Genomic DNA, 14,817 nt, shown 5'->3' on the forward strand with positions numbered 1-14,817 from the left:
CCTTTTCCTCGTTGTTATCATCACAGATTACTTGATGGCCAATGTGGGCCAGGCAAACCCCGGTGACTAAACCCACATATCCCGTTCCGATAACACAAACACGCATTGATTAGTTCTATTGAATGAATTAAATGAATTATTGATCAATTGCTCAATCTGACCCGGTGGACCGGAGGCCGGAAAATAAGCCTAAGCGTAGGGGATACCTCCCCCCCTGTCAATGGACTTTGCAGCGCTTTAGTCTGGTTATTCTCAACATTTCTCAATCAACTCAGCAGTGAATACATGATCTAATAAGCCAATTAATTAAGACAAAAATTAAGGCCTAGATCAAATAAAATTATCTTTGCCGAAAAACCACGAAGTAACTGTGATAACCATCTAAGTCGGTATGCGCCGCTTGTAAAAGATGGATTAAGTAATAAAAAATCGTCGGTGATTATGGTTTAAAACCTCACCCTAATTTGAAAATATATTAAGAAATCCTCATTTAACCTGTTTTTCATTGGATAATTAAGGCAAGAGGAAAGCTAGGGGGCAGGAAAATAAGCTAATCGATAACCTAGTCCTGGTTCGTTAGTCCAGAGAGCCAGAACCTCCCCATTTTCTCAAACTTGCCCACAAGACAACTGTTGAGTTTCCCTGATAGGGACGGAGGTTATGATGAAATTAAATCAGATGTTACAAGATCTTGTGCAGTATTTTACCGAAGCATTCGCCAGGGTTTTTGGCCCTTCCGACGACGAATATCCCACCGTTGGTGTTCAACCTTTTGAAGGCGAAATTTTGGTTAAAAATGCTGAGGAATAATCCATTTTTTGGCTAACAAATATCCCCAATAATTAGCTCAGGCTATCCTTGGCCCCTGACGTTAGATCGTTGGGGGTCTGCCTTTGAATGACGACACAATTCTTCTCTGGCGACGAACTTGCCCAGAGTCTGTTTGCTGGGTTAGAGTTTATCCCCTAAAACTCTAGCAATGCCAGGGGATTTTTCTCTAGTTTCCTACCAAACTTGGTGGGTTACAGGGAGACTTTTAAAACACTCTCTGGAGCAGTGTCAAGGAAATTTTAGGTTTTGAAGACACTCCATGAATCTCAAAAGCTGATTGTGCTAGCATCTAGAGAAAAATTCAGCGATGGCAGACCATGGCTAAGGTTTTAGTCCTCAACGCTTCCTATGAACCTTTGAACATTACCCATTGGCAACGGGCAGTGGTGTTACTGCTGAAAGATAAGGCCGAAGCTCTGGAAAATAACGGCAAGCTGATCTATGCCAATTTCCCCCTGCCATCAGTGATCCGCCTGCGGCAATATATCAAGGTTCCCTACAAGGAAATTCCCCTCACCCGCCGCAATGTGCTAGAGCGTGATCGTCATACTTGCCAGTATTGCAACTACAAGGGAGAACAACTCACCCTAGACCATATCATTCCCCGTTCCCGGGGTGGGGGTGACAGTTGGGAAAACCTGGTCACTGCCTGTGTGCGCTGTAACATTAAAAAGGGCAATCGTACCCCCAGGGAAGCACAAATGTCCCTAAATTATACTCCCCGTCGCCCCTACAGCAGTTTGCTGTTTGAAATCATTAAACATACCCGCAACGACCGCAACCATGAATGGCGAAAATACGTGATTGGTATTTAATCGCCCCAGGGGTTAAACCAACCACAATCCTAATAAGTATAATTACTCAGTCAGTCCGGGGAAGATGGTCAGCAGTGCCCCAAGAATATACAATCTATTGTAATTAGCGCTGGTTTGACCTGCCAAAATCGGCGCAGTCGGCATAATTTTCTTAGATAGTAACAATTCATTGCCTTGGTTTATAGGAGACAATTCATGAAATTTATTTCCCGCCTACTGGTCGCGTGTAGCTTATTGATTGGACTAATGGGTTTTTTGGGGGCGGATTTGGCCCAAGCCCTTACCCCCAATCCTCTGTTGGCTGAACTGAATGCTGTGGATGCTAAATTAACCACGGATTTTGGCCAAAAAATTGATTTAAATAATAGTGATATTCGGGACTTTCGTAACCTGCGGGGTTTTTATCCCAACTTGGCCAGCAAAATCATCGAAAATGCTCCCTACGATACCGTAGAGGAAGTTTTGGACATGCCTGGTTTGAGCGAAACTCAAAAAGGCCGCTTGGAAGCAAATTTGGGTAGCTTCACCGTCACTGAACCCAGCATTGAACTGATCTCCGGCGATGACCGCATTAATCCTGGGGTTTACTAAACCTTCCACTGAATTAAGATCTAGCCATTGCCTAGATCTGTCCAAAATGGGGTGATTATTGACTCCCCCAACCTCCATAACTTACGACACCACCTCTGAACATTGCGCTGTTTGGGGTGGTTTTTATTGTTGCCCCCATGGTTCAACTGGGCTGACTTTTGAGTTTGATTTCCTGGGCCAGATCGGGGGAGTCGGTAAATCTGGCGATCGCCGAGTGGATGGTTTCCAGGCGTTGGTAAATTTGCTGGCATTCCTCCACCACCAGGTTAAAGTCATTTAAATAACGGCGGATGGGGGTATTGCCCTGTTGCTGACCAATTTCCGCAATTCTTTGGGCCTGGTAATGCTGATGATAATCTCGGATTTGCTTTAAAGTTTCCGCCATGGGAGGCAACGCTGCGGGCGAAGATTGATTTTCCAGGGAAAGGCGTAAATCGGTTAAACTTTGCTCGACTTGGGTTGTAAACAGTTCCATGGCAGGGGGAGGATTACTGCCAGAACTATTCTCCAAATGACTGATCAAGACCCGAAAACCCCGACTTAGACGGGCTAAATAGTTAGTGGTGGTCAGGGCTGGTTCCTTTTTTGTTAGGGGAGTACTGGGGTCATTAATAAAACGGTCTAGGGCAATTTGCATACCGGTGGCGGCCAATCGACTCTGATTGCGGACTCTTTCTGCTTCCTGCTGATTAATGGCTCCTTGGCCCAACAGGGCCGGGGTTAACTGTTGAAAGTAAGCTTCTAAATTGACGATCATTTTGACCCCAGCTTGGGTGAAACGAAAACGTTCTGACTGCCGCAAAAAACTGAACCCCAACACCAGGGCGATCGCACTGCCAATGAGGGTACAGACCAAGCGGGACGCCAGGGCATACTCCGTCGGGACTTCGGGCACAATAGCCTTAAGAATTAAAGCAAAAGCTGTGATAAAAAAGACTGCCACACTGTAGTGAAATCTCAGCAGGGAAGTACCCAAGGCGATCGCCAAAATACCAAGCAAACTAAGGGTATGGGGATCTTGAACCAGTTTGAGGGCAATGGACATGACCAACACCCCCAACAGAGTGCCCACCAGACGGTTGGATAGGCGCTGGAAAGTCAAGCTAAAATCCGGCTTGAGCACAAAAATTAGGGTTAAAACAATCCAAAAACCATAGGGAATACCGGTAATTTGGGCAATTAATAGCCCCGCCATGCCGCCGATCGCCAACCGTAAACCATGGCGAAACAGGGGAGAGTTGAGCTGAAAATTATTTTTCAGGGGCTCCCACCAAGGAGTAAAGGCTGGGGTGGAAAATCCCTCATCATCAGGTCCTTCCCCTGGGTGAAACAGCCGGGGATTTTCCAGTAGTTGGGCCATGTGAATAGTCTGGGATAACTGATTGGTCAGGTTTTCTAAATGGGTAACCAATTGGGTGACAGTGGTCAGGCTATTATAGTCAGCAAAATCTTCCGTCAAGGCCTGTTTTTGTAAGGTTTGTTGTTGTTGTAAAGCTTGCAGTAATAGTTGCAGACGGTTCGTATTGGGAATACACCGTTTTCCCGTCACCATTTGGGCTAAATCCAAACAAATATCTCCCAATGCACTAATGGCATCCTCCATTAAAATTTGTACTGTTTGCAATTGGGGTAAATTGTGAAAGTTGATAATCTCACTCAGTAACATTAGGGGCTTATTCAAACGTTCGGTATGTTCAATCAGTACCAGTAATAACTCCCGTAATTTGCTCTGGCCCCACAGACCCCGTTGGCTCTCCACTAAAGCTTGGCGGGATTTGAGCAGATTTTGTCTTAGTTGCACCACCAGGGGCTGGACCATGGGATCGTCTTGGTCAAAACTTGATGCCGCCATGGCTTTGAGATAATTAGCCAAAATGGTGAAGTTATTAGCCACCATTTGCCGTAAAGGTTGATTGGGACGGAAGGGCCAGATAACGATGGCTAACACCAAACCCCATAGACCGCCGATCGCCAGGGAAATAAGTTCAAAGGAATCAGCACTAACATTTTGGGAGCCCAACAGAAAAGCAAAACTGCTGACTACCCCCACCATGCCCCCCTGCTCTCCGTACACCGTTAAATAACCAGAAACAAATAGCACTAACCCTGTGGCGATTAGACCGATGCCGCCATAATGCACCACCACCATCCCCACCGCCATGGCGATCGCTGCCCCGATCCAAGCCCCCAAAATAGTTTTCAATCGCACTGAATATAGCCCCCCCACGTCCGCCAGCAAAATTAACTGGGAGGCTAAACCAATGCCCAAACCAAGCTGGGGATCCCCCAAAACCAGGCCAGCCGAGTAGGGCACAGCCATGCCGCAAAAAGTCCGAATTCCCCTACCCCCATCAATGGTGCCATTGGTATGGATTAAAAAAGCAAGGCGTTGACGGAGCTTAGCTAGCATGGCTTTGTTGTGAATATCCCCCTCATTTTGCCCTAGGGATTAACGAAAAAGAGCATTGACCAGATTTGGAGCCCGTTTCTAAAATTATGGTTTGATTCTCCAATCTACCCACCAAAACTCCAGTAAGGCTAAGGTAATTTTCCCTAGTTTCCCCCTAAACCTATGGAAACCGATCGCCTTTAAATCACGGCCTCAGACCAGCCCCAAATTATTAATTTGCTCGGTGTAAATAGTTTTAAAAGCTAATTTTTTTGCTTGTCAATAAACAGATTTAATCGGATTTAATTTTCATATTTAGACCATTTTTTCAAAATAAGAGTAATTCACAATGGTGAAAAAATCTTTGGCAATGCTCAGCAGACTAGTATCAATTGATGACAAATAATCAAACATCAGCATAAATCAGCCCCTATTGTTTAAAGGTCGGTTAAGAATTGAGGACAATTTTAAGAATTCTCACAATTTAGTTCCCCTGCTGGAATTTGCCTCTACAAATAAGTGAGCAACCACTTTGCAGGGACAACCATGGGGGAAATTAAACGCATTGGTATTTTAACCAGTGGAGGAGACTGTGCCGGACTAAACGCCGTGATTCGCTCCGTGGTACACCATGCCATTGGCACCTACGGCTGGGAGGTTGTTGGCATTCAGGAAGCAACCCAGGGACTAATGGAAAATCCCCCCAAGGCGATCGCCCTGCACCGGGATAACATTGACCATTTGTTAATGATGGGGGGCACCTTTTTAGGCACCACCAATAAGGGTAATCCATTCGCTTTTCCCATGGGGGACGGCACGGTAAAGGACCGCACAGAAGATATTATTGCCGGTTATCGCCAGTTGGGCCTTGATGCCCTAATCGGCATTGGGGGGGACGGCAGTTTGGCCATTTTGCGCCGCATTGCCCAACAGGGGGGCATTAATTTAGTGGGAATTCCCAAAACCATTGACAACGACGTGGGAGCCACCGAAATCTCCATTGGCTTCGACACCGCCACCAATATTGCCACCGAAGCCTTGGACCGCCTCCATTTCACCGCCGCTAGCCACAACCGGGTTATGGTACTGGAAGTTATGGGTAGGGATGCGGGGCATATCGCTTTGGCCGCTGGCATCGGAGGGGGAGCAGACATTATCCTCATTCCTGAAATTCCCTACCGCATTGAAAGTGTATGCAACAAAATTCGCCAACGACAGGCCCAGGGGAAAAACTTTTGCCTGGTGATGGTCTCGGAGGCGGTACGCACGGAATTGGGGGATCAAGTTAAGCAAATCCAGCAATTTGGCGAAGATCGTTACGGCGGCATTGGCAAATACATTGCTGAACAGATTGCCCAGCGCACCGGGGCAGAAACCAGAGTGACCGTGCTGGGGCATATCCAACGGGGAGGCATTCCCTCTCCCTTCGATCGCCTGTTGGGCAGTGTGTTTGGGGTGGCGGCGGTGGACTTAATTGCGGCGGGCAAATTTGACCACATGGTGGCCTGGCGTAACCGGCAAACCATTAGTGTGCCCATTGAAGAAGCGATCCAAACCTATCAAACGGTTAAGTTGGATGGGGCATTGGTCAAAACCGCCCGGGGATTGGGCATTTGCCTCGGCAATGATTAGCCTAACTAGGGGCAGTAGGCAGTATGGGGGAATTTTTTCCGGTGAGGGGAAATAATTGTAAAGAAATATGGCGGATTTTAAAGCTTAGTTGCGAAAACCGTCGTTTTTCTCCCCTCTTCCCCAGGGGGGTGATACCTTGTAAGACGAAATTTTTTCGATAACTTTAACAAATTTAACCAATAAATAAGGGTGGGGGTTAGAGGTTATGTTTGATCGTCCCAACAAAGATTTGATTAGTGCTGGTTTAGTTTCTGCCCTGGGAGCTGGCATTGTGACTTCCTTTGCCGTTAATCAGGGGCAAGACCCTCTGGTTGCTTTGATGATCACGGCGATCGCCAGTGTTTGTGGTATGGTGTGTCACCAGTTTGATCTAATTTGATTGGCCCTCTGTGCAGTTTGACGTTCTCACCCTGTTTCCTGATTTTTTCACTTCCCCTCTCCAATCCGGTCTCCTCGGTAAGGCCCTAGAAAAGGCGATCGCCAGCGTTAATTTGATTAACCCCAGGGATTTCACCACCGATAAACATCGCCGAGTGGACGACGAACCCTACGGGGGCGGGGTGGGCATGGTAATTAAGCCGGAGCCAATTTTTGCGGCGGTGGAATCGTTGCCGGTACTGCCCAAACGGGAAGTAATTTTGCTGACTCCCCAGGGGCAACCCATGGACCAGGCTTTGTTTCGGGAGTTGACGGATTATAACCAACTGGTGCTGATCTGTGGCCACTATGAAGGGGTGGATGAACGAGTCTGCCAACTGGTGACCAGGGAAGTTTCCCTCGGAGATTTTGTCCTCACCTGCGGGGAAATCCCCGCCCTCACCTTGATCAACGGTGTAATCAGGCTACTGCCCGGCACCGTGGGCAAAGAAGCCTCCCTAATTGCCGAAAGTTTTAGCACCGACCTGTTGGACTATCCCCACTACACCAGGCCACCAGTATTTCGAGGCTTGGCCGTACCGCCGGTGCTCTTATCTGGTAACCATCAGGCGATCGCCCAGTGGAGATTAGAGCAACAGGAGGAACGTACCCAGCAGAGAAGACCGGATCTTTGGGAAAAATGGCAAAATCACAATAGTTAAGGAGTTAAAGAACAGAGCAGATCCTTCCCTCAACCATTGCGACTAGATCCTAGAACACTACTTCCAGCCCGCTTCGTTCATGATTTTGGTGGCGGGAGCTAGGGCCGGGCCCAACTTATCTAGATTGGTGGTGTCGGACTTAAATTCCCCAAAGGAAGCCACGGACTTGTTCAGGGGAACCCCAGCCAAAACCGGATATTCGTAGTTGTTTTGGGCTAAAAATGCCTGGGCCGGTTCACTGACTAAAAATTCAATGAATTTGACCGCCCCTTCCCGGTTGGGAGCCGTTTTGACTACCCCCACTCCGCTGACATTGACGTGGGTACCCCGCCCTTCTTGGTTGGGAAAGAATACACCGACATTTTCGGCGATCGCCTTTTTGGCCGGCTCTTCACTTTCCAGCAATCGCCCCATGTAATAGGTGTTGGCCAAGGTCAAATCTGCTTCTCCAGAGGACACCGCTTCAATTTGGGCCGTATCATTGCCCTGGGGTTCCCTAGCAAAGTTACTGACAAAACCCTTGGCCCATTCCAAAGTGGACTGCTCCCCATCGGCTACTATCAATGAAGCCACCAAGGATTGATTATATTCATTGCTGGAGGAACGGATAATTATCCGGCCTTTCCATTTGGGATCCGCCAGCTCTTCGTAGGTGGACAGCTCCTCTGGTTTAACTTTGGCTTTGTTATACATAATCACCCGAGCCCGCTTGGTGAAGCCAAACCACATGCCATCTGGGGAGCGGAGATATTCCGGGATGCTGGTCTGTAAAATTTCGCTTTCCACCGGCTGAAAAATGCCATCCTCTTCCGCCCGCCATAGCCGAGCCAAATCCACCGTGAGCAGCACATCCGCTGGGCTATTGGCTCCTTCGGACTTAATCCGTTCCAGCAGTTCATCTGCCTTGCCTTCAATCAGGTTAACTTTAATGCCTGTTTCTGCGGTGAATTTGGCGTAGAGTTCGTTGTCGGTGTTGTAATGGCGGGATGAATATAGGTTAATCTCCTGTTGTTCCCCTGGTGTATCGGCGATCGGGGCATCGGGGGATTGGCCACAGCTACTAAGCAATTGGGAACCCACCACCACGCTAACGGCGGTTCCGATGGACAAAAATAGGCGACGGGATAATTTTGGGACCATGGCGGCTGAGTTTTCTCACTCCTCTAACAAAAGTAATTCTCAATAATTTTATCAGCGGTGGAGACATATTTAATAATTTTTCTGATTATTTGATGGGGGCTCCGGCCAAGTGCGATAAATAAGTCCTATTATTTTGCTCATAAAATCTGAGGATAAAAATCCCTTTGGTTGGGGATGGAGAGACCAGAACTGTTATTTTGAAGCACTTTTGGAGACTGAGGAGAGAAATTCAACCAAGTCTAAACCATGGTGACACTGTCGAGCTGCTTTTGCTATCCTGAGATTGTGATAGCCTTAGCTGATAAGAAGCCCTATTCACTAACAGAATTTATTATTAATAGTAATTGGGGCAAATAAAATCCCCCTGGCGCAACAGAGGGATAAAGATGTGAAACGTAGTTGGTGGAACTGGACCCTGCGGACTCTAACCACCAATCAGATTTTTAGCCACCGGAATTATCTCGATTAAAAGCCAGCGTAGGGAACAGCCACACTGCTGAGGGCCTGTTGGAGAAACTGCAACGCAAAAATAGCCAGAATGGGGGAAAAATCAATGCCTCCCAAGGGCGGAATAAAGGAGCGGAAAATATTCAAATAGGGATCGGTCACGGGGCTGAGAAAACCCATGATATTGCCGGCCCACTCCGCAGTTTGAAACCAGGACAGCAAAATACGGACAAATAACAACACTAGGTAGATGTTGATGAAGCTGACGAGGGTAGAAAGGAGTAGGTCCATAGTGGCAATGGTGATATCGATAGCAAAGAAGAATTGTTTTCCATCTTAACCTGACCCTAGAAATTTGTTGCTCCACCGGCGCAAATTTGCTGGGCAATGGTGAGGGCGCTGTAACTTACCCCGGCGGTGCCTTCCCCTGGATGGACGGAATCCCCCACTAACCATAAATTACGGATGGGGGTACGGGGGGCAAAGCCAAAGGGGCCAAAGGTGAATCGGCGTTGGCCGACTCCGCCCACAATACCTTGTTCCCGAGCTGTATAGCGGGCAAAGGTACGGGGAGTGGCACTTTCTTGGTGCACAATGGTCGATTCGTTTAGGTTGAAATATTCTCCCAATTTGGCGATCGCCGTTTGGGTGTAACTTTGCTTGCGGGCTTGATATTCTTCTGGGGAAGCATCCCACCAGGGGGACACATCGGTGAAGGAAGAAGCAATTACGGTTCTACAATTCTTGGGAGCCCGGCCATCCCCTGGTTTACTGACACTGACAAAAAGGGAATTATTTTCCCCAATGGGACCACTGCCGTCGTACAAAAATTGTAGGTGGGGAGCACAGTCGGGCGGAATGGCCTCTTCCCTGACCCCCAAATAAATGACAAAAGCGCCGGAGCTAGAGGGTAAATTAGTCACCCTTTGGCGATAACCAGGCAATGGCTGGTCCACCGCTTTGAGTAAATTCTGCACAGTTAAATTGGCCACCACCTGCTGAGCTTGCTCCCGACGTACTGCGCCGTTTTTTACATCCCGCACCGTCACTCCCTGTACTTGCCCTTGGTCACAATGGATTTGCTCCACCCGCTGACCGCAAAATACATCCCCTCCATAGTGTTTTAAAGCTTCCACCAGGCGATCGCCTAGGGTTTGCATACTGCCCTGGAGATGCCATAAACCCTGGGGCGCCTGGGAAACACTCAAGGCCGTAGCTGCATATAACAACGCTGTCTCATCGGCCCTCACCTGGGAATAGAGTTTCAACTGTAAATCAAGGAAAGTTTTTAAGCGGTGGTCTGCCCCTAAACCCAATAGCCGCAGAGTATCCCCCACCGTGAGGGTGACAAAGGGGGCCGTAACCAGAGTGTCCGGCCGCAACGCCTGCAACAATTGGCCTAAATCCCAGGCATTACGGGGAGGTAAAACGGGATCCCGTGCCTGAAAACGCCAACTAATTTGGAACAAGGTTTGTAGTAATTGCCAAAATCTGCCACTGCCTGGAAATTGCCGCTCCCTTTCCCTTTGCCATTGATCGGGATTATGCCAAACGTTAATTGGTTGCTTTTCCCCAGGTAAAAAAACGGCACAGGCGGGATCACAAAGGGTTGCTTCCGGTAAATCCACCTGTAACTGCCGGAAAATGCGGTGGTGAATGCCTCCTGGTTCTAGGCCTGCCACCTGGGTGGCCCCCACATTAAAAATGAAACCCCGTCGTCGAAAAGTGGAAGCACAGCCCCCAACCATGGTCGCCTGTTCATAAACTTTGACTTGGTAACCCTGCTGGGCCAACAAGGCCGCCGTTGTCAAACCGCCAATGCCAGCACCAACTACAACCACAGATTGAGATTCAGCATTGTTCGGGGCCATGGGAAAAGGATAGTGGGGAAATTTTCTTTACATTTCTTAATGTAACTGTTTGCAAAGGTTCGTGGCCTTGGAAATAGTTAATTGATTTGGTGGGGCAAATGCGATAGGCTCAGCTCCAACGTTGGCGATTACTAGCTGGGAGCTTTCCCAACTGACGGCGGGCAGTTAAATTTCCCCTTGGATGGACAATAACCAATGATTCAGCATTCGGCGGTTCTGTGGCGGCGGGTTTGGGCCATTGCTTTGGTCCAGGGCTCGGTAACCTTGATGTGGATAACTTACCGTCTTTATCTGGGGGATTTGCTCAAGGGCTGGGGATTTTCGCCGGAGTTTGTGGTCGGATTGCTAACATTTGAGATGGTTTTAGGGGTGGTGATGGAACCCCTATTTGGTGCTCTGAGCGATCGCCAACAGCGGACTTTAGGCACCAGATTGCCGCTAATTTCTTTGGGAGTGATTCTCGCCGCCGGTTTTTTCCTCCTAATTCCCCTGGTATTTTTCCTGCCCCTTGCCAACGTAGCTCGGTTCTTACTACCGGCATTGGCGATCGCCTGGGCCGTGGCCATGACCCTATTCCGTAGTCCCACCATGGTGCTGATTGGTCAATGTGCCCCTGTTAATCAACTGCCTTTGGCCATGGGAATTTTGAGTTTGGTGGGTGGCCTATTTGCCGCCTTTCGGAAACCCATGGGTCAGTGGTTATTGAGTTTGGGTAGTTTACCGGCTTTTTTACTTGGTTCGGTGGTGTTATTAGGGGCCAGTCTATTTTTAAGTCGAGTTTTGCCACCGACTAACGAAAACGCAGAACCAAGCCCGGCAACGGTTAAAGCTTTCCCTTGGATTGCCATGGTCAATATTGCTCTCTTCGCCATTGGCACTACCTGGGGCACTAGGGTCTTAATGCTGGTTTTAACGAAACAATTGGAGGGGATTAATAATGGCTTCATGGGTTTGCAACTGCTGCTGGCATTAATGGCCCTGCCCATGGGCTGGTTGATTCGCAAAATAGGTCATCCAGTGGCATCCCTAACCACTGCCTTGGGGCTTCTGGTGCTGACCTTATCCTGTTTGCTCAATGGCTTTTGGCTACCGGCGATCGCCTTCTCCTGGTTATTGGGGTCGAGCATTTTAAACAATGGACTAATCCCATTACTGCTACAAATCCTCCAGGGTAATCAGACCGGTGTGGGTATCGGTCTATATTTTGGTTGTGTCGGTCTGGCGGGGGATATTTTTACCCGTTATTGGTCAACTCAATCCAGCCAGATTCAAGCTGGGCTAGGAGTGGCAATGTTGGTAATGTCTACCTTACTTTGTGCCCGATATTGGCAGCGTTCAGATTTGTAAACAAAAAAAAGGGAGTAGGAGATTCATTGCCCCCACTCCTTTTTATTTAAGAAAATCACGCAGTAGTCTAATTAACTCAAAAGACTAGATCACTAGGGTTGAACTTTAACCGTGGCAAAGTCCGTGGTGGGAATGTGGGGCGCAGTTAACGCTTCCGCATAAACCCGGGGATTGGTTTCGGCAATTTGCACGTAGGATTGGCGCACTTGGCTGTTCACCGCTACCGTGGTGGCATCGTAAACCTGGGTAGCTAATTTGGGATAAAGACCCACTCCAATAATCGGCAAGAGGAAGCAAGCGGCAATGAAGACCTCCCGGGGACGGGCATCGTCATAGATGGCATTGCCGGGGAGTACACAACTGGTGCCAAAACAAACCGCTTCTTGGTCGGAATTAGGGGAAAGGCCATCCTGTTCCAGATTGCAGGAAGGGGGAATGTTGTTGCCATAGAATAGTTGGCGCAACATGGACAACAGGTAAATGGGGGTGAGCACCAAACCCACAGCAGCGAGGAAAACCGTCACTGTTTTGAAGGGGGTGCTGTAAATGTCGCTGGAGCTCACTCCGACAAAGACAGTTAATTCGCTGACAAAACCACTCATGCCGGGGAGGGCGAGGGATGCCATGGCGCCCATGGTGAAGAGGGCAAAAACCGTCGGCATTACTTTGCCAATATTCCCCATCTGGGCCAAGGAAAGGGTGTGGGTCCGGTCGTAGGTAACCCCAGCCAGGAAGAAGAGGACGGCGGCGATTAAACCGTGGGAGAGCATTTGCAACATGGCTCCACTGATGCCCAAGTCGGTGAAGGAAGCAATACCGAGCAGAACAAAGCCCATGTGGGAAACAGAGGAGTAGGCCAGGCGGCGTTTCATGTTGTCCTGGGCAAAGGAGGAAAAACCACCGTAGATGATGTTCACCACTCCAAGAATGACTAGGATCGGCGCAAAGTAAACGTGGGCATCTTCCAACAAGCCGAGGTTGAGACGGATGAGACCGTAACCGCCCATTTTCAGCAGTACCCCGGCCAAAATCATGGATACAGGGGCAGAGGCTTCACCGTGGGCATCGGGTAACCAGGTATGGAAAGGGAAAATGGCTAATTTAACGCCAAAGGCAATCAGTAAACCGGCGTATAAAAACAGTTCTAAGGCGATCGGGTAATCTTTCAGACCCAATTCCGCAATGTCAAAGGTGGTTACATCACCGTAGAAAGCTAAGCCCAGGGCGGCAACCAAAATGAATACGGAGGCGGCGGCGGTGTAGAGCAAAAACTTCATGGCGGCATACTGCCGTTTTTGGCCACCCCAGATGCAAACTAGGAGGTAAACCGGCACCAATTCCAGTTCCCACATGATGAACAGTAGGAGCATGTCCTGGGCCACGAACACCCCAATCTGGGCTGCATAAAGCACCAACATTAGGAAGTAGAAGAGGCGGGGCTTATGGTCCACCTGCCAGGCGGCAAAGATGGAAAGGGTGGTAACCAGTCCGGCTAGTAACACTAGGGGCATGGAGATACCATCCACGGAAACACTCCAACTGAGCCCAAATTGGGGAATCCAGCTAAATTTTTCCTGGAGCTGAAAACCGGTATTGCTGATGTCGTAGTTAGTCCAAAAAACGTAGCTCATCAAAACAAAATCCGCTAGACCCACACCAAGGGCATACCAGCGGACTTGTTTCCCGTCTTTGTCGGGAATTAACGGAATGAAGAGGGCGGCGACTAACGGCAGGGCAATCATCGTTGTCAGCCAGGGGAAGTGTTCCAACATGGTAATGAGAATAAATACCTAGTGATCTTCCTCCGATTATATTAAACTTTGTAAACTTTTGAGAATTTTTTTTGAGATTTTCGTTATAGCAGTCAGAGATTGGGCTCTATCAATGGGAATAAGTTCTTTAACCTGAGCTTTTCCCCGCCTAACTTCATTAAATTTTTGCCAATTTTCTGGCGATCGCCTGGCGGATCTCTAGGAGATTACCAATAGAACTTGGATATGTTTGACAATCTCTGCAAATTCCTCGCTGAATCCTTTTCCGAAGACTATGCCGCGTGGTTGTTGGGACGACCAATCAAATTGACCAAGCTCAGTCCCACGGAACTATCTTTGGAGCCAATTCGGGCTGATTCCCTGATTTTGGAGCAATCGGAAGACTTGGTGTTGCATCTGGAATTCCAAACGGAGCCTGACCTAACCATGGGCTTTCGGATGTTGGACTATCGGGTAAGGGTTTACCGCCGTTTCCCCCAGAAGACGATGCACCAATTTGTCATCTACCTGAAACGTAGTAATAATGACTTGGTTTATCAGGAAAGTTTTCAGTTGGGAGAGACCGTCCACCGTTACCAAGCGATTCGGCTTTGGGAGCAACCCTCGGAGACATTTCTCCAAAGTCCAGGGCTATTGCCCCTAGCGGTATTGACGCAGACCTCTGACCCTAGATTAAAATTGAGGGAAGTAGCGACTGCGTTGGAGCGGATTGAGGATAATCGGGTTAAGGCCAATCTCATGGCAGCAACCTCGGTTTTTGGAGGAATTCTGCTGGCCCCTGAGCTTATCAAGACAATTTTAAGGAGTGAAATTATGAAGGAATCCGCTGTCTATCAGGAAATTTTAGAAGAAGGTAAAATTGCTGGGAAACTGGAGGGCAAACTAGAAGGTCTTTCTCTTATA

At 48.5% G+C, this 14,817-nt stretch carries 14 protein-coding genes; 8 read left to right on the forward strand and 6 right to left on the reverse strand.

Annotated elements, in window-relative coordinates; genetic code table 11:
- Nucleotides 1-106 (reverse strand): hypothetical protein (locus IQ219_RS07595; RefSeq protein ID WP_194072232.1); only part of this gene is annotated, 106 nt, incomplete at its 3' end.
- A 572-nt stretch (nucleotides 107-678) separates the two neighbouring features.
- On the opposite strand from IQ219_RS07595, the gene IQ219_RS20360 reads away from it, so the two are divergent.
- The 3 genes from IQ219_RS20360 (at nucleotide 679) to psbU (ending at nucleotide 2,237) form a co-directional block, all read left to right on the forward strand.
- Entirely contained in the window at nucleotides 679-810 is a 132-nt protein-coding gene (locus tag IQ219_RS20360) for a hypothetical protein (protein ID WP_255512810.1), read from the forward strand.
- 338 nt (nucleotides 811-1,148) lie between these two features.
- Nucleotides 1,149-1,646 (forward strand): HNH endonuclease, encoded by a 498-nt coding sequence (locus tag IQ219_RS07600; RefSeq protein ID WP_190598213.1) that lies wholly within the window; start codon nucleotides 1,149-1,151, stop codon nucleotides 1,644-1,646.
- Nucleotides 1,647-1,841: 195 nt separating this feature from the next.
- A complete protein-coding gene (gene psbU, locus IQ219_RS07605; RefSeq protein WP_190598212.1) occupies nucleotides 1,842-2,237 on the forward strand; it encodes a photosystem II complex extrinsic protein PsbU in 396 nt (131 codons plus the stop codon).
- A 142-nt stretch (nucleotides 2,238-2,379) separates the two neighbouring features.
- Here psbU and IQ219_RS07610 read toward each other — a convergent pair whose 3' ends face one another.
- Entirely contained in the window at nucleotides 2,380-4,647 is a 2,268-nt protein-coding gene (locus IQ219_RS07610; RefSeq protein ID WP_194072233.1) for an FUSC family protein, read from the reverse strand.
- Between the two features lie 525 nt (nucleotides 4,648-5,172).
- Between IQ219_RS07610 and IQ219_RS07615 the strand changes: the two genes are divergently transcribed.
- The 3 genes from IQ219_RS07615 (at nucleotide 5,173) to trmD (ending at nucleotide 7,337) form a co-directional block, all read left to right on the forward strand.
- Entirely contained in the window at nucleotides 5,173-6,258 is a 1,086-nt protein-coding gene (locus IQ219_RS07615; RefSeq protein ID WP_190598210.1) for an ATP-dependent 6-phosphofructokinase, read from the forward strand.
- A 205-nt stretch (nucleotides 6,259-6,463) separates the two neighbouring features.
- Nucleotides 6,464-6,637, forward strand: coding sequence for a hypothetical protein (locus IQ219_RS07620; protein WP_190598209.1), 174 nt, complete (start codon nucleotides 6,464-6,466; stop codon nucleotides 6,635-6,637).
- A gap of 10 nt (nucleotides 6,638-6,647) precedes the next feature.
- Nucleotides 6,648-7,337 (forward strand): tRNA (guanosine(37)-N1)-methyltransferase TrmD, encoded by a 690-nt coding sequence (gene trmD, locus IQ219_RS07625; RefSeq protein WP_194072234.1) that lies wholly within the window; start codon nucleotides 6,648-6,650, stop codon nucleotides 7,335-7,337.
- 57 nt (nucleotides 7,338-7,394) lie between these two features.
- Here trmD and IQ219_RS07630 read toward each other — a convergent pair whose 3' ends face one another.
- From IQ219_RS07630 to crtD, 3 genes are all read right to left on the reverse strand, one after another.
- Nucleotides 7,395-8,477, reverse strand: coding sequence for a Fe(3+) ABC transporter substrate-binding protein (locus IQ219_RS07630; protein ID WP_194072235.1), 1,083 nt, complete (start codon nucleotides 8,475-8,477; stop codon nucleotides 7,395-7,397).
- 465 nt (nucleotides 8,478-8,942) lie between these two features.
- Nucleotides 8,943-9,215, reverse strand: coding sequence for a YggT family protein (locus IQ219_RS07635; protein WP_194016668.1), 273 nt, complete (start codon nucleotides 9,213-9,215; stop codon nucleotides 8,943-8,945).
- A gap of 56 nt (nucleotides 9,216-9,271) precedes the next feature.
- Nucleotides 9,272-10,795, reverse strand: a complete 1,524-nt coding sequence (crtD, locus tag IQ219_RS07640) for a C-3',4' desaturase CrtD (protein ID WP_194072236.1) — start codon at nucleotides 10,793-10,795, stop codon at nucleotides 9,272-9,274.
- A gap of 195 nt (nucleotides 10,796-10,990) precedes the next feature.
- Here crtD and IQ219_RS07645 point away from each other — a divergent pair, with 195 nt between their 5' ends.
- The gene (locus IQ219_RS07645; protein ID WP_228016790.1) at nucleotides 10,991-12,142 is read left to right on the forward strand and encodes an MFS transporter; all 1,152 of its coding nucleotides are present in this window, start codon (nucleotides 10,991-10,993) and stop codon (nucleotides 12,140-12,142) included.
- Nucleotides 12,143-12,234: 92 nt separating this feature from the next.
- Here the strand turns inward: IQ219_RS07645 and IQ219_RS07650 are convergent, their stop codons facing one another.
- Nucleotides 12,235-13,914, reverse strand: a complete 1,680-nt coding sequence (locus tag IQ219_RS07650) for an NAD(P)H-quinone oxidoreductase subunit 4 (protein WP_194072237.1) — start codon at nucleotides 13,912-13,914, stop codon at nucleotides 12,235-12,237.
- 225 nt (nucleotides 13,915-14,139) lie between these two features.
- Between IQ219_RS07650 and IQ219_RS07655 the strand changes: the two genes are divergently transcribed.
- On the forward strand, nucleotides 14,140-14,817 hold a 678-nt coding region (locus tag IQ219_RS07655), incomplete at its 3' end, for an Rpn family recombination-promoting nuclease/putative transposase (protein ID WP_194072238.1).

Source organism: Synechocystis sp. LEGE 06083 (assembly GCF_015207725.1).
Lineage (GTDB): Bacteria > Cyanobacteriota > Cyanobacteriia > Cyanobacteriales > Microcystaceae > Synechocystis > Synechocystis salina.